Origin of the sequence: Mesorhizobium sp. M0028, assembly GCF_040323855.1 — a bacterium.
Classification (GTDB): Bacteria; Pseudomonadota; Alphaproteobacteria; order Rhizobiales; family Rhizobiaceae; genus Mesorhizobium.
This window is the reverse complement of record NZ_JAMYVG010000007.1, coordinates 166,642-183,414: the sequence shown is the minus strand read 5'-3', so window position 1 is coordinate 183,414 and position 16,773 is coordinate 166,642. Positions and strand designations below refer to the sequence as shown.

Annotated in this window: 17 protein-coding genes; 10 read left to right on the top strand and 7 right to left on the bottom strand. The window is 62.5% G+C overall.

From position 1 onward, the window contains the following. The first annotated feature begins 59 nt into the window (after positions 1-59). The 7 genes from NKJ93_RS16265 to NKJ93_RS16235 all read left to right on the top strand — a co-directional run bounded on the left by NKJ93_RS16265 (position 60) and on the right by NKJ93_RS16235 (position 6,928). Entirely contained in the window at positions 60-362 is a 303-nt protein-coding gene (locus tag NKJ93_RS16265; protein ID WP_023719932.1) for a virulence factor, read from the top strand. After that, complete coding sequence (locus NKJ93_RS16260; protein WP_023719931.1) at positions 355-978, top strand: methylenetetrahydrofolate reductase C-terminal domain-containing protein; 624 nt, start codon at positions 355-357, stop codon at positions 976-978. Before NKJ93_RS16265 ends, NKJ93_RS16260 begins: the two co-directional genes overlap by 8 nt. Beyond that, the gene (locus NKJ93_RS16255) at positions 975-2,066 is read left to right on the top strand and encodes a methylenetetrahydrofolate reductase (RefSeq protein WP_023719930.1); all 1,092 of its coding nucleotides are present in this window, start codon (positions 975-977) and stop codon (positions 2,064-2,066) included. Before NKJ93_RS16260 ends, NKJ93_RS16255 begins: the two co-directional genes overlap by 4 nt. A gap of 80 nt (positions 2,067-2,146) precedes the next feature. Next, positions 2,147-3,121: a methyltetrahydrofolate cobalamin methyltransferase gene (locus NKJ93_RS16250; protein WP_023719929.1), complete on the top strand. Its 975-nt coding sequence runs from the start codon at positions 2,147-2,149 to the stop codon at positions 3,119-3,121. 113 nt (positions 3,122-3,234) lie between these two features. Next, entirely contained in the window at positions 3,235-5,304 is a 2,070-nt protein-coding gene (locus NKJ93_RS16245; RefSeq protein ID WP_023719928.1) for an ASKHA domain-containing protein, read from the top strand. A gap of 188 nt (positions 5,305-5,492) precedes the next feature. Beyond that, positions 5,493-5,675 carry a hypothetical protein gene (locus NKJ93_RS16240; protein WP_023719927.1) on the top strand — a complete coding sequence of 61 codons (183 nt, stop codon included), beginning with the start codon at positions 5,493-5,495 and terminating at the stop codon, positions 5,673-5,675. Between the two features lie 269 nt (positions 5,676-5,944). After that, on the top strand, positions 5,945-6,928 hold the full coding sequence (locus NKJ93_RS16235) for an alpha/beta hydrolase (protein WP_023719926.1): 984 nt from the start codon (positions 5,945-5,947) through the stop codon (positions 6,926-6,928). Positions 6,929-6,934: 6 nt separating this feature from the next. Here the strand turns inward: NKJ93_RS16235 and NKJ93_RS16230 are convergent, their stop codons facing one another. Further along, the gene (locus NKJ93_RS16230) at positions 6,935-7,834 is read right to left on the bottom strand and encodes a LysR substrate-binding domain-containing protein (protein WP_023676521.1); all 900 of its coding nucleotides are present in this window, start codon (positions 7,832-7,834) and stop codon (positions 6,935-6,937) included. A gap of 230 nt (positions 7,835-8,064) precedes the next feature. On the opposite strand from NKJ93_RS16230, the gene NKJ93_RS16225 reads away from it, so the two are divergent. The 3 genes from NKJ93_RS16225 to NKJ93_RS16215 all read left to right on the top strand — a co-directional run bounded on the left by NKJ93_RS16225 (position 8,065) and on the right by NKJ93_RS16215 (position 10,006). Continuing rightward, positions 8,065-8,250: a hypothetical protein gene (locus NKJ93_RS16225; RefSeq protein ID WP_023719925.1), complete on the top strand. Its 186-nt coding sequence runs from the start codon at positions 8,065-8,067 to the stop codon at positions 8,248-8,250. A gap of 334 nt (positions 8,251-8,584) precedes the next feature. Then, positions 8,585-8,719 (top strand): hypothetical protein, encoded by a 135-nt coding sequence (locus tag NKJ93_RS16220; protein WP_013894968.1) that lies wholly within the window; start codon positions 8,585-8,587, stop codon positions 8,717-8,719. A gap of 348 nt (positions 8,720-9,067) precedes the next feature. Beyond that, on the top strand, positions 9,068-10,006 hold the full coding sequence (locus NKJ93_RS16215) for a GlxA family transcriptional regulator (protein ID WP_302895626.1): 939 nt from the start codon (positions 9,068-9,070) through the stop codon (positions 10,004-10,006). A gap of 32 nt (positions 10,007-10,038) precedes the next feature. On the opposite strand, the gene NKJ93_RS16210 is transcribed toward NKJ93_RS16215, so the two are convergent. From NKJ93_RS16210 to NKJ93_RS16185, 6 genes are all read right to left on the bottom strand, one after another. After that, entirely contained in the window at positions 10,039-10,824 is a 786-nt protein-coding gene (locus tag NKJ93_RS16210) for an ABC transporter ATP-binding protein (protein ID WP_352495945.1), read from the bottom strand. Further along, entirely contained in the window at positions 10,821-11,597 is a 777-nt protein-coding gene (locus tag NKJ93_RS16205) for an ABC transporter permease (RefSeq protein ID WP_352484520.1), read from the bottom strand. Before NKJ93_RS16205 ends, NKJ93_RS16210 begins: the two co-directional genes overlap by 4 nt. A gap of 72 nt (positions 11,598-11,669) precedes the next feature. Then, positions 11,670-12,620: an ABC transporter substrate-binding protein gene (locus tag NKJ93_RS16200; RefSeq protein WP_352495944.1), complete on the bottom strand. Its 951-nt coding sequence runs from the start codon at positions 12,618-12,620 to the stop codon at positions 11,670-11,672. Positions 12,621-12,731: 111 nt separating this feature from the next. After that, positions 12,732-13,583 (bottom strand): DUF1194 domain-containing protein, encoded by an 852-nt coding sequence (locus NKJ93_RS16195; RefSeq protein ID WP_352495943.1) that lies wholly within the window; start codon positions 13,581-13,583, stop codon positions 12,732-12,734. Between the two features lie 96 nt (positions 13,584-13,679). Beyond that, positions 13,680-16,241, bottom strand: a complete 2,562-nt coding sequence (locus NKJ93_RS16190; protein ID WP_352495942.1) for a GcvT family protein — start codon at positions 16,239-16,241, stop codon at positions 13,680-13,682. 268 nt (positions 16,242-16,509) lie between these two features. Then, entirely contained in the window at positions 16,510-16,773 is a 264-nt protein-coding gene (locus NKJ93_RS16185) for a hypothetical protein (RefSeq protein WP_023676533.1), read from the bottom strand.

The window sequence follows — 16,773 nt, the reverse complement described above, 5'->3', positions numbered from 1 at the left end:
GGTAGAGCATCGTTTGTGCGTTCGATTGGACGCGCGGCGCTCTCCAGGAGCAGGAATTCATGGCCGATCTGATCGTCGTCTACTGGCGCGACATCCCCGCCCAGGTCATCATCAAGAAGGGCCGGCAGAACGCCAAGCGCGAACTGCCGCTGCGCTTCACCGAGGCGATCGACATGTGCGCCATGCGCACCGGCGCCGGCGGCACCGACGACTATCTTGCCGAATGGCGCAAGGCAGAGCCCGTCCCAGTCAGTGACGATCTTGAAGTCGAGGCCGAGAAGGCTCTTCAGGAGCTCGATGCGAAATACGACCGTGAGCGGCTGGTCGCTCTGGTCAAGGCGGGCGGCAAAGAAAATGTCTGATCCCCAATCAATGCCGGCGACGACGGCTCAAGGCGGCGTGACCCAGGCGACAATCGTCAAGAAGGCGGCGCCGAAATCCGACTACAAGCCGGCTGACGTGTCGCCGCAGCGGCGCGTGCAGCGCTCGTTTGCGGTGCGGCTTTGGTCGGTGCGGCATTCGCGGCTGCTCGAGTGGTTCTACGCCAAATTCGCCGACATGTTCCTGACTCTCCACCCGCTATGGAAAGGCATCGGCTACAGCCGTGTCGAAGGGCCGGTGAAATTCGTCGAGAAGCGCGTCAAGGGCTTCATGTTCGACTGCCGCATGTGCGGTCAGTGCATTCTTTCCTCGACCGGCATGTCGTGCCCGATGAACTGCCCTAAGCAATTGCGCAACGGCCCTTGCGGCGGTGTGCGCGCCAACGGCAATTGCGAGGTCGAGCCTGATATGCCTTGCGTCTGGGTCAAGGCCTGGGAAGGCTCGCAGAACATGGTGCATGGCGACAAGATTTTGGACGTGCAGAAGCCGGTGGATCAGTCCTTGCGCGAAACCTCCGCCTGGCTGCGGGTGACCGCGCAGGCCGCGGCCGCCCGCAATGCGGCCCAGAATACTACGAACACCGGAGCGTCGGCATGATCGGCCGTCAGCCAGACGAGAATCCGGCCGGCATCCATTTGCCGCTCGATCCCCTGCCCGGTCACACCTCGCGCGGCCGGCTTGAGCGGGTCCTGCGACGCGGCGAGTTCGCAGTGACGACCGAGCTCAATCCGCCCGACAGCGCCGATCCGGAAGACGTCTACAACCGCGCCAGGATTTTCGACGGCTGGGTCGACGCCATCAATGCCGTCGACGCTTCCGGGGCCAACTGCCACATGTCGTCGGTCGGTATTTGCGCGCTGCTGACCCGCATGGGTTATGCCCCGATCATGCAAATCGCCTGCCGCGACCGGAACCGCATCGCCATCCAGGGCGACGTGCTGGGGGGTGCCGCGATGGGTGTTGCCAACATGCTGTGCCTGACTGGCGACGGCGTGCAGGCCGGCGACCAGCCCGGCGCCAAGCCGGTGTTCGATCTCGACTGCATGTCGCTGCTCGAAACCTGCCGCATCATGCGCGATAACGGCAAATTCCTGTCCGGCCGCAAACTCACCACGCCGCCGCAGCTTTTCCTTGGCGCGGCCATCAACCCGTTCGCGCCGCCGATCGATTTCCGGCCGTATCGGCTGGGCAAGAAGATCGCCGCCGGCGCGCAGTTCGTGCAGAGCCAGTACTGCTTCGACGTACCGATGTTCCGCACCTACATGCAGAAGGTCCGCGACCTCGGCTATACCGAGAAATGCTTCATCCTGTGCGGAGTCGGGCCGCTGGCCTCGGCCAAGACGGCCAGATGGGTCCGCTCCAACGTGCCGGGCATTCACATTCCCGATCAGATCGTCAAGCGCCTGGAAGGCGCTCAGGATCAGAAGAAGGAAGGCAAGCAGCTCTGCATCGACATCATCAATGAGGTGAAGGAAATTCCAGGTGTGTCCGGCGTCCATGTGATGGCCTATCGCCAGGAAGAGTATGTCGCCGAGATCGTCGACGAGTCCGGCGTGCTGAAGGGCCGTCGGCCGTGGAAGCGCGAAATCCGCCGCGACGACCAGCTCGTTGCCGACCGGCTCGACCACATACTGCATGACGACCTCACCGAAACCCAGGTCGACATGGTCAAGACCGCGCATTGACAGCGCGAATCGTCAGCATTCGCTTGATCAGAAACAGATAACGATATAAAGAACTCTTTATATCACGATGGAGAGATTTCATGACCCGGACCATCGTCGCCTCGGCGACACGAGAAATCATCATCGGCTTCGATCAGCCCTTCTGCGTGATCGGCGAGCGCATCAACCCGACCGGCCGCAAAAAGCTGGCCGCCGAAATGATCGCGGGCAATTTTGAGACCGTCATCAGGGATGCGCTGGAACAGGCCGCCTGCGGCGCAACCATGCTCGACGTCAATGCCGGCGTCACCTCGGTCAACCCGAACGAGACCGAACCCGGCCTGCTGGTGCAGACCCTGGAGATCGTGCAGGGCCTGGTCGACCTGCCGCTGTCGATCGACTCCTCGGTGACCGCGGCGATCGAAGCGGCGCTGAAAGTCGCCAAGGGCCGACCGCTGGTCAACTCCGTCACTGGCGAGGAGGAAAAGCTCGAGGCCATCCTGCCTCTGGTCAAGAAATACAACGTTCCGGTCGTCGCCATTTCCAACGACGAGACCGGTATTTCGATGGACCCCGACGTGCGCTTTGCCGTCGCCAAGAAGATCGTTCAGCGCTGCGCAGACTTCGGTATTCCGGCGCATGACGTGGTCGTCGACCCGCTGGTCATGCCGATCGGCGCGTTGGGCGATGCCGGCCGCCAGGTGTTTGCACTGCTACGCCGCCTGCGCGAGGAGCTCAAGGTCAACACCACCTGCGGCCTCTCTAACATCTCGTTCGGCCTGCCGCACCGTCATGGCATCAACGCCGCCTTCATTCCGATGGTGATCGGCGCCGGCATGACCTCGGCGATCATGAACCCGGTGCGGCCGCAGGAAATGGAAGCGGTGCGTGGCGCCAATGTGCTGAACGGCACCGATGAGAACTGCACCAACTGGATCAGGACCTACAAGGATTACAAGCCTGCCGAAGGCGGCCAGGCCGTTGCCGCCCGGACGCAGGTCAACGCGCCGGGCGATGGCAATGGCAATGGCGGACGCAGGCGCGGCGGCCGCGAAGCGCGGATGGCCCGGGGTTGAGCCATGGCTTGGCCGACACGATATGGGGCTTAGGACTGGGGAGGAACCGAAACACTGCGGCATCGCTGCCGCGGCCAAGACCTGAGCAGCGTAGAAAGTAAAGTCTGGAACGTATGAACTCTCCCGTCAACATCACCGATCCGCTCGTGCTGTTCATGCCGTCTGGCAAGCGGGGGCGGTTTCCGGTCGGCACGCCGGTGCTGGATGCCGCGCGCCAGCTCGGTGTCTATGTCGAGAGCGTGTGCGGCGGGCGTGCCACTTGTGGGCGTTGCCAGATTGAGGTGCAGGAAGGCAATTTCGCCAAGCACAAGATCGTTTCCTCCAACGACCACATCTCGCCCAAGGGCGCAAAGGAAGAGCGCTACGAGCGCGTTCGTGGGCTGCCCGAACGCCGCCGCCTGTCCTGCTCGGCGCAGATTCTCGGCGATCTCGTCGTCGACGTGCCGCAGGACACCGTCATCAACGCGCAAACCATCCGCAAAGACGCCGACACCAGGGTCATCGCCCGCGATGCGGCAATCCGCATGTGCTATGTCGAGATCGAAGAACCCGACATGCACAAGCCGCTCGGCGACCTCGACCGCCTGAAAATCGCGCTGATGAAGGACTGGGGCCTCAAGAGCCTCGATTTCGATTTCCATCTGTTGCCGCAGGTGCAAGGCATTTTGCGCAAAGGCAACTGGGCAGCGACCGCCGCCATCCACAAGGACACCGACAGCGAGACCGCACGGGTCATCGCCTTGTGGCCAGGCCTCAAGAACGAGGCGTACGGGCTTGCCTGCGATATCGGCTCGACCACGATCGCCATGCATCTGGTGTCGTTGCTATCGGGCCGCGTCGCCGCCTCGTCGGGTACATCCAATCCGCAGATCCGCTTCGGCGAGGATCTGATGAGCCGCGTCTCTTACGTGATGATGAACCCGGACGGCCGCGAAGGCATGACAGTCGCCGTGCGCGAGGCCATTTCGGGCCTCGTCGACAAGGTCTGCGCCGAAGGCAGCGTCCAGCGCAACGACATACTGGATTCCATTTTCGTCGGTAATCCGATCATGCACCATCTGTTCCTCGGCATCGATCCGACCGAGCTCGGCGGCGCTCCCTTCGCGCTAGCGATCTCCGGCGCCGTCCACATCAAGGCATCGGATATCGGCCTGAAGCTCAACCAGGGCGCCAGGCTTTATATGCTGCCTTGCATTGCCGGCCATGTCGGCGCCGATGCGGCGGCGGTGACGCTGTCGGAGGGGCCGCACCGCCAGGACGAAATGATGCTGATCGTCGATGTCGGCACTAATGCCGAGATCGTGCTCGGCAATCGCCAGCGGGTCGTGGCGGCATCCTCGCCGACCGGCCCGGCCTTTGAGGGCGCGGAAATCTCCGGCGGCCAGCGCGCCGCACCGGGTGCCATCGAGCGCGTCCGTATCGATCCCGAAACGCTGGAGCCCAAATATCGCGTCATCGGCTCGGAACTCTGGTCCGACGAGCCGGGCTTCCTCGACAGCGTGCAGGCGACCGGCGTCACCGGCATCTGCGGCTCCGGCATCATCGAGGTAGTCGCCGAGATGTATCTCGCCGGCGTCATCTCCGAGGACGGTGTCGTCGACGGATCGCTGAGCGCCCGCTCGCCGCGCGTCGTCGCCAACGGCCGCACCTTCTCCTATGTGCTGAAGGAAGGCGGGCCCAAGATCACCATCACCCAGACCGACGTGCGCGCTATCCAGCTTGCCAAGGCCGCCCTTTATGCCGGCACCAAGCTTTTGATGGAAAAGCAGCACACTGATCATGTCGACCGCATCCACTTCGCCGGTGCATTCGGCTCGTTCATCGACCCGAAATACGCAATGGTGCTGGGCCTGATCCCGGATTGCGACCTCGACAAGGTCTCGGCCGTTGGCAATGCGGCCGGCGCCGGTGCCCGCATGGCGCTGTTGAACCGCGGCTATCGCCGCGAGATCGAGGAAACCGTCAGCAGGATCGAGAAGATTGAGACGGCCCTGGAGCCGAAATTCCAGGAGCATTTCGTCTACGCCATGGCGCTGCCGAACAAGATCGACCCGTTCCCCAAGCTTTCGGCGGCGGTCAAACTGCCGCCGCGCAAGACGGTGAGCGAAGACGGCATTGCCGGCGACGCCGCCCCGCGGCGGCGTTCGCGCGAAGGCCACGCCGCGCGGCGCGGGCGGGGATGACTCGCCCCCGCTAGGCCTGTCATACCTTCCATTTTCATTTGTATGCAAATGTTTCCAGATCGCGCCGATCTGGAAACGAAATCGCGTTTTCGTGAAATCCGCCACATACATAGGCGGTGCATTTAACCGGCATCGAACGGCAGGCAGAACCAGTTTCCGGCCACCGCAACGCTCCAAAGGAGATCAAGATGTCGATGTTCGAAAGCCTCGGCCGCTATGGTGCGGCCTTCAAGAAAGCACGCGAAGCGCGCAAGTCACTGCGCATCCTGAACAGCCTGCCGCCTGAGATCCAGAAGGACATTGGCTGGCCGGTGTCGCCGCGATCGAGCAAAAAGCAGCTTTCGGTCGGCTGGGGCATGCAGCGCGGATGAAATTCACCGACAAATGCAAGCTGCTCGGTATTCGCCGGGGCCGCAATGCGGCTCCGGCTGCACCCAGCAATTGGCTGCGCGCCGCATTACTGCCCCGGCGTTGAGCTGCGCCGCTGGGCCAGGGACTCCATAGGCCGGACACTTTGTCGCCGGCCGGGATCAAACCACCGTGTTGAGATCGCATAAATCTTGACTTTTTTGGTGGCGACACAATCTTCGAAATAGTCGGGGGTTCTCTTAGTCGGCTCAGCCGAAGTCCGTGTATCTGTATGCCCAGCCTCAAAAGCCACGTCGTGTCGTTCGTCCTCAGGTACAGCCGCAAGAAGGCGTTTTCCAGCCCGGAGAACCTGCAGCGCTGGATCGCCTATGCGCGCAAGACTGAAAACCATCAGCCGCCTGCGTCGCTGCAGTCGCGCCTGGAGATCACAACCCGCACGATCAGCGGCTTCCCCGTCTACGAGATCGCGCCCAAGGCTGGCGAGCGGAGGCGGATTCTCTACCTGCACGGCGGCGCTTACGTCTTTGAAATCACACCCTATCATTGGCGGCTGATCGCGGACATGGCCGACCGTCTCGGGTTCGGCATCACTGTGCCGATCTATCCCATTGCTCCCGAACACGATTTCCACGCCATGTTCGGCATGGTCGGCGCCGTCTACCGCCAGATGTTCGGCGAAACCGGGGCGAATGACATCATCTTCATGGGCGATTCCGCCGGCGGAAACATGGCCGTCGTGCTGACCATGATGGCTGCGCAAGACGGCCTGCCCTTGCCATCACGCCACGTGCTGATTTCGCCCGGCCTCGACGTGTCGCTCGCCAACCCAGAAATGTATGAGGCTGAACGCAACGATCCGTGGCTGGGCATTGCTGGCGGCCGCGAGGCGATCCGGCTTTACAGCGCCGGTATAGATCCCACCGACTGGCGCATCAGCCCGGTTTACGGCGACCTGTCGGTGCTGCCCAAAACGTTGCTGCTGACCGGTTCACGCGATCTGCTCACCCCCGACAATCTGATCTTCGCTGAAAAGGCACGCGCGGCCGGCGTCGAAATTGAGGTCGTCCACGAGCAAGGCATGTTCCATGTCTGGCCGTTGATCGACATGCCGGAGGCGCGACGCGCGCGGGACAGTATAGTGGCCTTCTTGACCAACGAAACTGACAGTTATCATGCCACGGCAGGCGTGTTGTCGCTGCAGAGGACAGACCGCGACGGAACCCCTCGCGATCTGGTTGCGCCGCTCAGGTCGTAGTTTGGGTCAGAACTTCCCAGTTTCCCTGAACATCTCAAACGTCGCGCGGATATGGTCGGCGACTGCCTTCACCGGCGCGCTGGCGTCTGGCGTCACCACCATGGCGAGATTGTAGGTGCCGATGTCAGGCATACCGTCCTTCGGGCACAACTCGACCATGTCACTGCCGAGGAACGATTTCGGCAGCGGCGCGACTGCAAGATCCGCCATGATCGCGGCGCGCTGGCCGGCCGTGTGTGCGCTCATATAGGCGATGCGGTAGTTGCGGCCCTCGCGGCCAAGCGCCTCCAATGCCCCTGCCCGCCAGGCACAGCCCTCTTCCCACAATGAGACCGGCAGCGGCTCGCGCAGATGCGCGCAACCGCCCTTGGCACCGGCCCAGACGATCGGCTCTGTGAGCAGCACTTCGGCGCCGATCGCGCTGGTCTTGTAGGAGTTGGTGAGCAGCGTGATGTCGAGCGCCCGGTCGTCCATGCGCCGGCGCAAATTGACGCTCTGGTCGATGGTGACGTCGACTGCGATCGATGGATGCGATTGTGCGAACCGCTTCAGCACATGCGGCAGCACACGTTCGCCGTAATCGTCCGGCGAGCCGAGCCGCACCACCCCGACAATGTCTGGAATGATGAACTTCGACACCACCTCGCGATTGATCGACAGCAGCCGGCGCGCATAGCCGAGCAGCATCTCGCCATCGGTGGTCAGCGTCACCGAACGGGCGTCGCGCGCGAACACCGAGCGGCCGAGAATGTCCTCCAGCTTCTTGATCTGCATGGAGACGGCCGACGGCGTGCGGAAGACCGCATTGGCCGCAGTGGTGAAACTGCCGGTCTCGGCGATTGCGACGAAAGTGCGCAGAACATCGAGATCGAGCAGCGGCAGTGGATGATTGAGTGGGGCGTTCATGGGAAGCGACCTTCAATTTTTCTGATGCAAACCATCATTCCATTTCGTTTGATTGAACATCAGTTTGGGAGGATAGTCAACTCCATCGAAGGCAAGACACGTAGAAGTGGTCCCGAAACAACCATGACACGGACCTGCAATCGACACGAAATGAAGCTGAAACAAACCCGGTGTACCGCCTGACGCTGCAAGCGCCGGGACAATCCCGGCCCAACGCGAAGGAGAATGAGATGTCTATCCTGTCATCCATCGGTCGGATCGCGACCGAGTTCAGCGAGGCCCGTGCCCGCTACCAGACGGAACGCGCCATCCGCGCGCTGCCGATTGAACTGCAGAAGGATATCGGCTGGCCCGAAGCTGCCGATGCCAAGACTGGCACTCGCCATGGTGTGGGATCTTGGGCCGGAGCAAAGTAACCGTGTGTATCAACAGCTGAAGGCCTGCCGCGCAGATCAGCCCGGCAGGCCTTTTTGTTTGTATTCAAATGATTTCCCCGAGCCATGTCGCCGCCGCATGACGCATATGAGCAAGTCGCATAGCAGCCCGCGCCGGCAATCAACACGTTGTAAATAATCGTAAATCCTGGGCAGAATGCCAAAATTTGTCGCATTCCGTGTCGCTTTTCATATCAAGTGCTTCGCTTTTGCGATTTAGTTTCCCCTCACCTAAGCCTATATCATCATCAACAAACGAGCTGCCCCACTCCATCAAGCGAAGGCGACCCGTCTGAGCAACCGAATGGAGATGATCATGAAGCTTTTTGCCCGCCTCTTTGCCCGCCGCGAAATGAACCTGACGACCGCGCTCGAGCGCCAGCGCCTGGCTAACACCATGCCTGGCCAGACCGGTGCCATGGCCGCCGCGCGCCTCGGCTTTGTCGCCTGAAACAGCAAATCTTGGCAGAAGCAGCCTAGCGCTGCTTCGAAGTCGATCCAGCGCCGCTTCGGCTTTGCCGAGGCGGCGTTTTCGTGTGCGCAGACTGTTCGGCTCGTTTGGACAATCCGGCGGCACGTTGTGCCCTTCGCCGCATAGCGATTGCCCATTTGCGACCCATGTCGCAAATAAAGTCTTTCCGTTGCCATCTAGCCAATTGACAGGAAACGTTTTTCCTGATGTCGCTATGCTGATCGCGACATCCTGTTCGCGCCATTGCAGCGTGAGGATCTACCCGTGAACGTCGTAAAGCACCCGATCCGGCGATCGTTTGTATTCTTCCTGATCCCCGATTTCACCATGATCGCCTTCGCGACGGCGCTTGATCCGTTGCGTTCGGCCAACCGCATGCTCGGCTATGAAGCCTATCGCTGGCGGCTCGCCAGCATCGACGGCAAGCCGGTGCGCGCCTCGAATGGCGTCGAATGCGCCGTCAACACCTCGCTGGAGGAAGAGCGCAAGAAAATGTCCGGACCGGACCGGCCGAACATGGCCATCGTCTGCAGCGGCATCAATGTCGAGCGCTACCAGAACAAATCGGCCTTTGCCTGGCTGCGCGAGGAGTACAATCGCGGCGTTGCCGTCGGTGGCCTGTGCACCGGCGCGCATATCCTGGCCGCCGCCGGCCTGCTGTCCAACAAGCGCTGCGCCATCCATTGGGAGAACCTGCCGGGCTTTTCCGAGGCGTTCCCCAAGGCCAATGTCTTCGCCGACCTCTTCGAGATCGACCAGAACATCTACACCTGCGCCGGCGGCACCGCCGCGCTCGACATGATGCTGAAGCTGATCGGCGACGATTTCGACGAGAGCCTCGTCAACCGCGTCTGCGAGCAGGTGCTGACCGATCGCGTGCGCAGCCCGACCGACCGCCAGCGCCTGCCGCTACGCGCCCGTCTCGGCGTGCAGAATTCCAAGGTTCTGACCATTATCGAGCTGATGGAGGCCAATCTCTCCGAGCCGCTCTCGCTGATCGAGATCGCTGACCATGTCGACCTGTCGCGCCGGCAGATCGAGCGCCTGTTCCGCACCGAGATGGGGCGCTCCCCTGCCCGTTACTATCTGGAAATCCGCCTCGACCGCGCCCGGCACCTGCTGATCCAGTCGTCGTTGCCGGTGGTCGAAGTGGCAGTCGCCTGCGGCTTTGTTTCCGCCTCGCATTTCTCCAAATGCTATCGCGAACTCTATGCCCGCTCGCCGCAACAAGAACGCGTCGACCGCAAGCAGCTTCTGGCGGCTTGATCCGAGCCATCAGCTGAAGAAAGTCCACTGAGTTAATGCGCTTCGGCCGTGCGCATTGCCTCGACGCGGATGTCTTCCGTCAGCCGCGCCTTCAGTGCCGAAAACTCCGGGCTGGTCTTCAGCGTATAGTGGCGCGGATGCGGCAGGTCGACGGCAACGTCCGACTTGATGCGGCCGGGCCGCGCCGTCATCACCACCACGCGCGACGCCATGAAGATCGCCTCCTCGATGTCGTGGGTGACGAACAGCACCGTCTTTTGCCGGCGCTCCCAGATGCCGAGAAGCAGTTCCTGCATCAGCCCGCGGGTCTGGTTGTCGAGTGCGCCGAACGGCTCGTCGAGCAGCAGGATCTCCGGATCGTTGGCCAGTGCCCGGGCAATCGCCGTGCGTTGCTGCATGCCGCCGGAAAGCTGCTTCGGCCAATGGTTCTCAAAACCTTTCAGACCGACCAGATCGACATAGGACGCGACGATGTCGCTGCGCTCGCGCTCGGCCACTCCACGTTCGCGCAGGCCGAAGGCGATGTTCTCGGCGACCGTCAGCCACGGGAACAGCGTATAGGACTGGAAAACCATGCCACGGTCTGGACCCGGCCGGTCCACCGCCTTGCCGTCGAGCAACACGCGGCCCTCACTCGGCGCTTCGAGGCCGGCGACGATCCTGAGCAGCGTCGATTTTCCACAGCCGGACGGCCCGAGGATGGTGATGAAGTCGTTGGCGGCGACCGCCAGATCGATCGGCATCAGCGCCTGGACCGGTTGCCCGCCGCCGACACCGGCAAACGTGCGCGAGACGCCTTCAATAAGAAGCTTGCTCACGCCAGGCTCCATGGAAACAGCCAACGGTTGAGCGCCTTGAAGGCGAAATCGGACAACAGCCCAATCAGGCCGATGACGATGATGCCGAAGATGATCTGCCCCGTCGCCAGCCGCGATTGGCTGTTGATGATCATGTAACCGATGCCCGACGACGAGCCGATCAGCTCGGCGACGATGACATAGGTCCAGGCCCAGCCGAGCACCAGGCGCAGGGTCTCGGCAATCTCCGGCGCATTGGCCGGCATGATCACGCGCCGCACGATGCCGTTGTCGGACGAGCCAAGCGTGTAGGCCGCCTCGACCAGGTCGCGCCGTGTGCCGCCGACCTTGACCGCGATGATCAGGATGATCTGGAATACCGAGCCGACGAAGATCACTAGTAGTTTTTCGAGCTCGCCGACACCCGCCCATAGGATGAGCAGCGGGATGAAGGCCGATGCCGGCAGATAGCGGGCGAAGGAGACGAACGGCTCCAGGAACGCTTCCACCGGCTTCCAGGCCCCCATCACGATGCCGAGCGGCACGGCCACGATGGCCGCCATCAGAAACCCGCCGAAGACGCGCCAGATGGTGATGAGGATGTCGAGCCAGAAGCGGTCCTCGACCAGCAGCCGCCAGCCGTCTCTCAGCATCGAAAGCGGATCGGCAAGGAAGATGCGATTGACGTGGCCGCCAAGCGTGATCCATGCCCAGAACGCCACGAACAGCACGAAGAACGAGATGCCGAGCACGGTTCGAATGCCCGGCGAGACCGGATGCAAGGGGCGCGGCATCGTCAACCGTCCTTTGATCTGAATGAAAAGGCGGCGGCGCAGGGCGCCGCCGCCGGGCGACAATTCTGCCGGTCAGTCCGCGACGGCGCTGGTGTCGGCCAATGTCGAGACGTCGGGCGCTTCTTTGATCAGTCCCATCTGCAGCAGAAGCTCGCCGGCAGTCTTGGAAAAGTCCTGGAATTCCTTGGTGAAGAACTGCTTGTTTTCGGCCTTGTCCGCCCATTTCAGATATTTGGCCGACTCTTCGAACTCCTTGGCCGACTGCTTCACGTCGGCGCCCATGGTCTCATAGGATTTCGCCGGATCGCTCTTGATCAGGGCGAGTGCCTCGAAATAGCTGTCGGCAAGCGCCTTGGCCGCATCCGGATTGGCCTTGAGGAACTCCGGCGTGCAGCCGACCGTGTCGAGCACCATCGGATAGTCGAGAGTGGTCACAAGGATATGGCCCTGGTCGGATTTTTCGCGCACCGCCGAGATGAACGGCTCGTAGGTGACTGCCGCATCGTTCTGTCCGGCAAGAAACGCCTGCGCCGCCGCATCCGGCTCCAGATTGACGACCGTCACGTCCTTGGTCGACATGCCGTTCTTGTTGAGCACCCAGGCCAGCATGAAATAGGGCGACGTGCCCGGCGCCGATGACGCAACCGACTTACCCTTGAGGTCGGCAACGGTCTTGATGTCGTTGCGGGCGACGATGCCGTCGGCGCCGTAGGACTTGTCGAGCTGGAATATCTGCTTAGTCGTCACACCGTTGGCGTTCCAGACCAGCCAGGTCTCGACCGTGGTGGCGGCGCATTGCAGGTCGCCGCTGGCGATGGCGAGCGGCCGGCTGGCTTGCGGCACCTTCTTCAAGGTGACGTCGAGGCCATGCTTTTCGAAGATGCCGGCCTGCTTGGCGAGCGTCAGCGGCGCAAAGCCCGTCCATCCGCTGATGCCGATGCTGACCGATGTGGCGGCTATCGCCGGCGCGCACAACCCAGCGGCAAGCGCCAAGCCTGTGGCAAGAATTCCGATCCTGTTCATGTCGGTTCCCCTTTTTTGTTCGGATGGGAATTGTGTCACAGACGCCCGCAGGCTTGTCAATGAAGCCGATGCTGCACTGCGGTATGTGGCCGCCGGCAGCAAACTTCGCCATTAGCGGCTGTTGTACATCCAGCTGCGGTCGCGCCACATTTTTTCGCCGACCAGGCAGTCGGTGACGGGGATGTCCTGTGCCAGCACCAATGGCGGATGCGCCGCCTCTTCCGTCGCTCGCTGCGGCGAGGCCGGACCGGCAAGCTCCAGCACCAGCTTGCGGCGGATGGCCTCCGGAAACTGCGTCCAGTCATTGACCGGGATCATGAAGGAACCTGGCCCACCGATGACGCAATCGCTGTAGTAACGGTCGAGATTGTTGACATCGTAAGCGCTGCTGAACCCGCCGCCCTTGGTCATCAGCGGCAGGCCGTTGACAGTGATGCCCTGCTTGATCACGGCGTCGCGGGTGATGTCGACAGGTGCGCCCTGGTTGTTGGGGCCGTCGCCCGAAATGTCGATCACCCGCTTGACGCCCTGGAAGCCGCTTTCGGCGAACAGATCGCTGGCGAATTCCAGCGCGCCGGAGATGGAGGTGCGCCTGGCACTGGCCGGCGGATGAGCGGAAAGCTGCGCTGCCAGCCGCTCGGCGTCGGCACGGTTGGCGATTACCGTCCACGGCACAACGACCTGCTGCCAGGTCGCGCCTGCCCATTCGACGTAGGTGACGGCAATCTTGCCGTGAGCGCCGTCGCCGATTGCCTGCAGCACGTCGTCGTGCGTCAGCGCCGCCGCATAGCCGTGGCGCTGGATTTCGAGCTCGTCGGGCGACATGGACAAGGACACGTCGACTGCCAGCACCAGTTCGACGTCAACCGGCTCGGCGGCGCGGGAGATTGCCGCCGGCCATAGCACCGACGCCAGCGCGGCGGCACCCGAGACGAGATGTCTTGCACAGGCAAAAGCAGACATGCCGCACGGTAAGCTAAAATCGACGACCGACAAAGAGGAAAGCCCGGCCGAGAGCGCGGCTGTTCCAGTCACGTTTTTGCGAGCACGTCTCTAAGTTCAGCTGCGCGGATTGAGGTTCTCCGGGTCGTAGAGCGGCCTGTAGCCGACGGCGGCCACTTCGACCGGGTATTTCTCGCCGAAATATTCGACGCTCAACTTGCGGCTCTCCTGGCAATAAGCCCAGGGCAGGTAGGCGAGCGCGATATTCTTGCCGAGGGTCGGACCATAGGCCACCGAGGTCGTGAACGACCGACGGCCGAGCTCGTCGACCAGCGTCTCACCGGTTTGCGGGTCCATCACCGGCATCGTGCCGACCGGATAGCGGGGAACGCCGTTGGAATCGGTATTGTCCGTCATCACAAGGGTGCAAAGCATGGCCGGCTGATGCGCCCGGGCGCGATATTCCAGATGCTTTGCCTTGCCGCAGAAATCGGCCTCCTTGACCTTCGGCCGGGCAAGATCAGCCTCCAGCAGATTGTACTCGGTCAAGAGATCCGCGTTCTGCAGGCGCAGGCTCTTCTCCATGCGGCGGCTGTTGGCATAGGTCTCGACGCCAAAGGCCATTACGCCGGTCGACCGCAGGGCGTCCCAGACGGCCAGGCCGTCCTCGTAGCGCATATGCAGTTCCCAGCCTTGCTCGCCGACATAGGAGATGCGGAAGGCGGTCACGTCCTTGCCGGCGATCCTGACAGGCTTGATGGCGGCAAAGGGAAAATTCTCCGGCGTCAGTCCGTCGGGATTTTCCACGACCTTGCTCAATGCCGCCCGCGCATTCGGACCCCAGATGCCGACGGTCACGTACTTCTCGGTCACGTCGGTGACGGTAACGTCGAAGCCTTTGTCTTCTGCCGTCCGGCGCATGTACTGGAAGTCGCGCGGTCCGGCATCGGCGCCGTCGATCACGCGGCAGCGGTCGGCCATGCGGATGACGGTCAGGTCGGCGCGCACCATGCCTTCCTCATCGAGGAAATGGGTATAGATGCCCTTGCCGATATTGCCGTCGCCGCCGATCTTTGCCGCGCACAGCCATTCCATCAGCGCGACGTGATCGGGGCCTTCGACGTCGTACATGGCGAAATGCGACAGGTTGACGATGCCGCAATCCTCGCTCATGGCGAGATGCTCGGCATTCGAGACGCGCCAGAAATGGCGGTTGTCCCACTCGTTTTGACGCATCGGCACCCGGTTGCCGTATTTCTCGAGCAAATGCTCGTTGGCGGCGTAGCCATGGGCGCGTTCCCAGCCGCCGAGCTCCATGAAATAGCCGCCGAGTTCCTTCTCGCGCTCCCAGAAGGGCGAGCGGCGGACATTGCGGGCCTTGGAGAAGGGTTCGCGCGGATGCACCGCCGGGTTGTAGACCTTCATCGCCGTTTCGGTGCAGCGGTCCCAGATGAACTGCTCTTTCGTCTGGTGCGGATAGAAGCGCGAATAGTCGATGGCGTGGTGGTCGATCGCCGTGCGGCCGTCCGTCATCCAGTCGGCGATGAGCTTGCCCATGCCCGGGCCATCCTTGACCCAGATGGCAACGGCATACCAGAGGCCCCTGACCTTCTGGCTTTCGCCCATCGACGGGCCGCCGTCCGCCGTCACCTGCAGCAGGCCGTTGAAGGAATGGCTCTCATTGTAGCCCAACTCGCCCAGGATCGGCGTCAGTTCCATGGCGCGCTCGAGCGGCGCCATGATCTGCTCCATGTCGAGATCGCGCTGCGACGGCGAAAGCCGTGCCTCGTTTTTCTCGAGAATGTCGCGCGGATGGCAAAGGCGCGGATTGGTCTCTTCGTAGTAGCCCCACTCGATCTGCCCGCCTTCGGCCGTCTTGGGATCGCCGGTATCGCGCATGTAAGCCGAGTTGCCCTGGTCGCGCAGCAGCGGCCAGCCGATCTCCTTGCCGGTGCCGGCGAACTCGGTGTACGGCCCGAAGAAGGTAAGCGGATGGTCGATCGGCATCACGGGCAGGTCCTCGCCCGCCATTTCCGCAATAAGCCGTCCCCAGATTCCGGTGCAGACCACGACATAGTCGGCTTCGATAGTGCCGCGGTCGGTCACCACGGCCTTGATGCGGCCGTTCTCGATGACGAGCGACTTGGCGGAGGTATTGGCAAACGCCCTGACTTTGCCGGAGGCTTCCGCCTGGTCGACCAGCTTGCCGGCGACCGTCTGCGAGCGCGGGATGACGAGGCCGGCGTCGGGATCCCACAGGCCGCCCTGTACCGTCTGTTCTTCGATCAGCGGGAATTTTTCCTTGATCTCGGCGGGATCGATCAGGCGGGCGCGTGTGCCGAAGGCCTTCGCCGAGGCGATCTTGCGCTTGATCTCCGCCATGCGGGCGTCGTCGCCGACGCGGGCGACCTCGAGGCCGCCGATGCGCGCGTAATGGCCCATCTTTTCGTAGAAATCGATGGAATAGAGCGTCGTCCAGCACGACAGGAAATCGTGGCTGGTCGTGTAGCAGAAGTCGGAGGCATGCGCCGTCGAGCCGATATCCGTCGGGATGCCTGATTTGTCGATGCCGACAATATCGTCCCATCCGCGCTCGATCAGGTGATGGGCGACCGATGCGCCCACGATGCCGCCAAGCCCGACGATGACGACCTTCGCCTTTTCCGGAAACCCTGCCATTGCCCGCGACTCCAAGATGCTATTGCGCCAGACTATAGGGCGGCGCCGCGCCGCGCTTGCAGCCTGTTTGCGACATCGCCAAAAAAGCCCGCGCCACCAGCCCGTCGAATGCAGTTAGACCTACGCCTTCGCCCTGCTCAGTACGAAGGCGCTGCTAGAGCCCGTCCTGCGCAGCTTCGAAGAAAAGTGCATACCTTCATCGCCGATTACCGGAAGCAAATAAAAGGCCGGGCGTTTGCCCGGCCTTCAAAAAATCATGGCGTCGACTTTACTTGATGCGCGCGACGCCGCCCGAGATCTCAATGGTCTCCGAACCGGTCAGCGCCTCGAGGTCGCCATTCGGCAAGGTAACAAAACAGCCGCTCGGGCAAAATTCCACGGTTTCGCCGGCGGCCAGCGCCAGCTCGGTCTTGCCGCCGCCTTCGGTCACGATCAGCGTGCGGGTCTCAGCGTCCTTGTTGACCGCGCTGGCGGCATGGGCCGAACCGCCCACGGCCAGAAAAGCGATGGCGGCGACGAGAGACTTCCACAT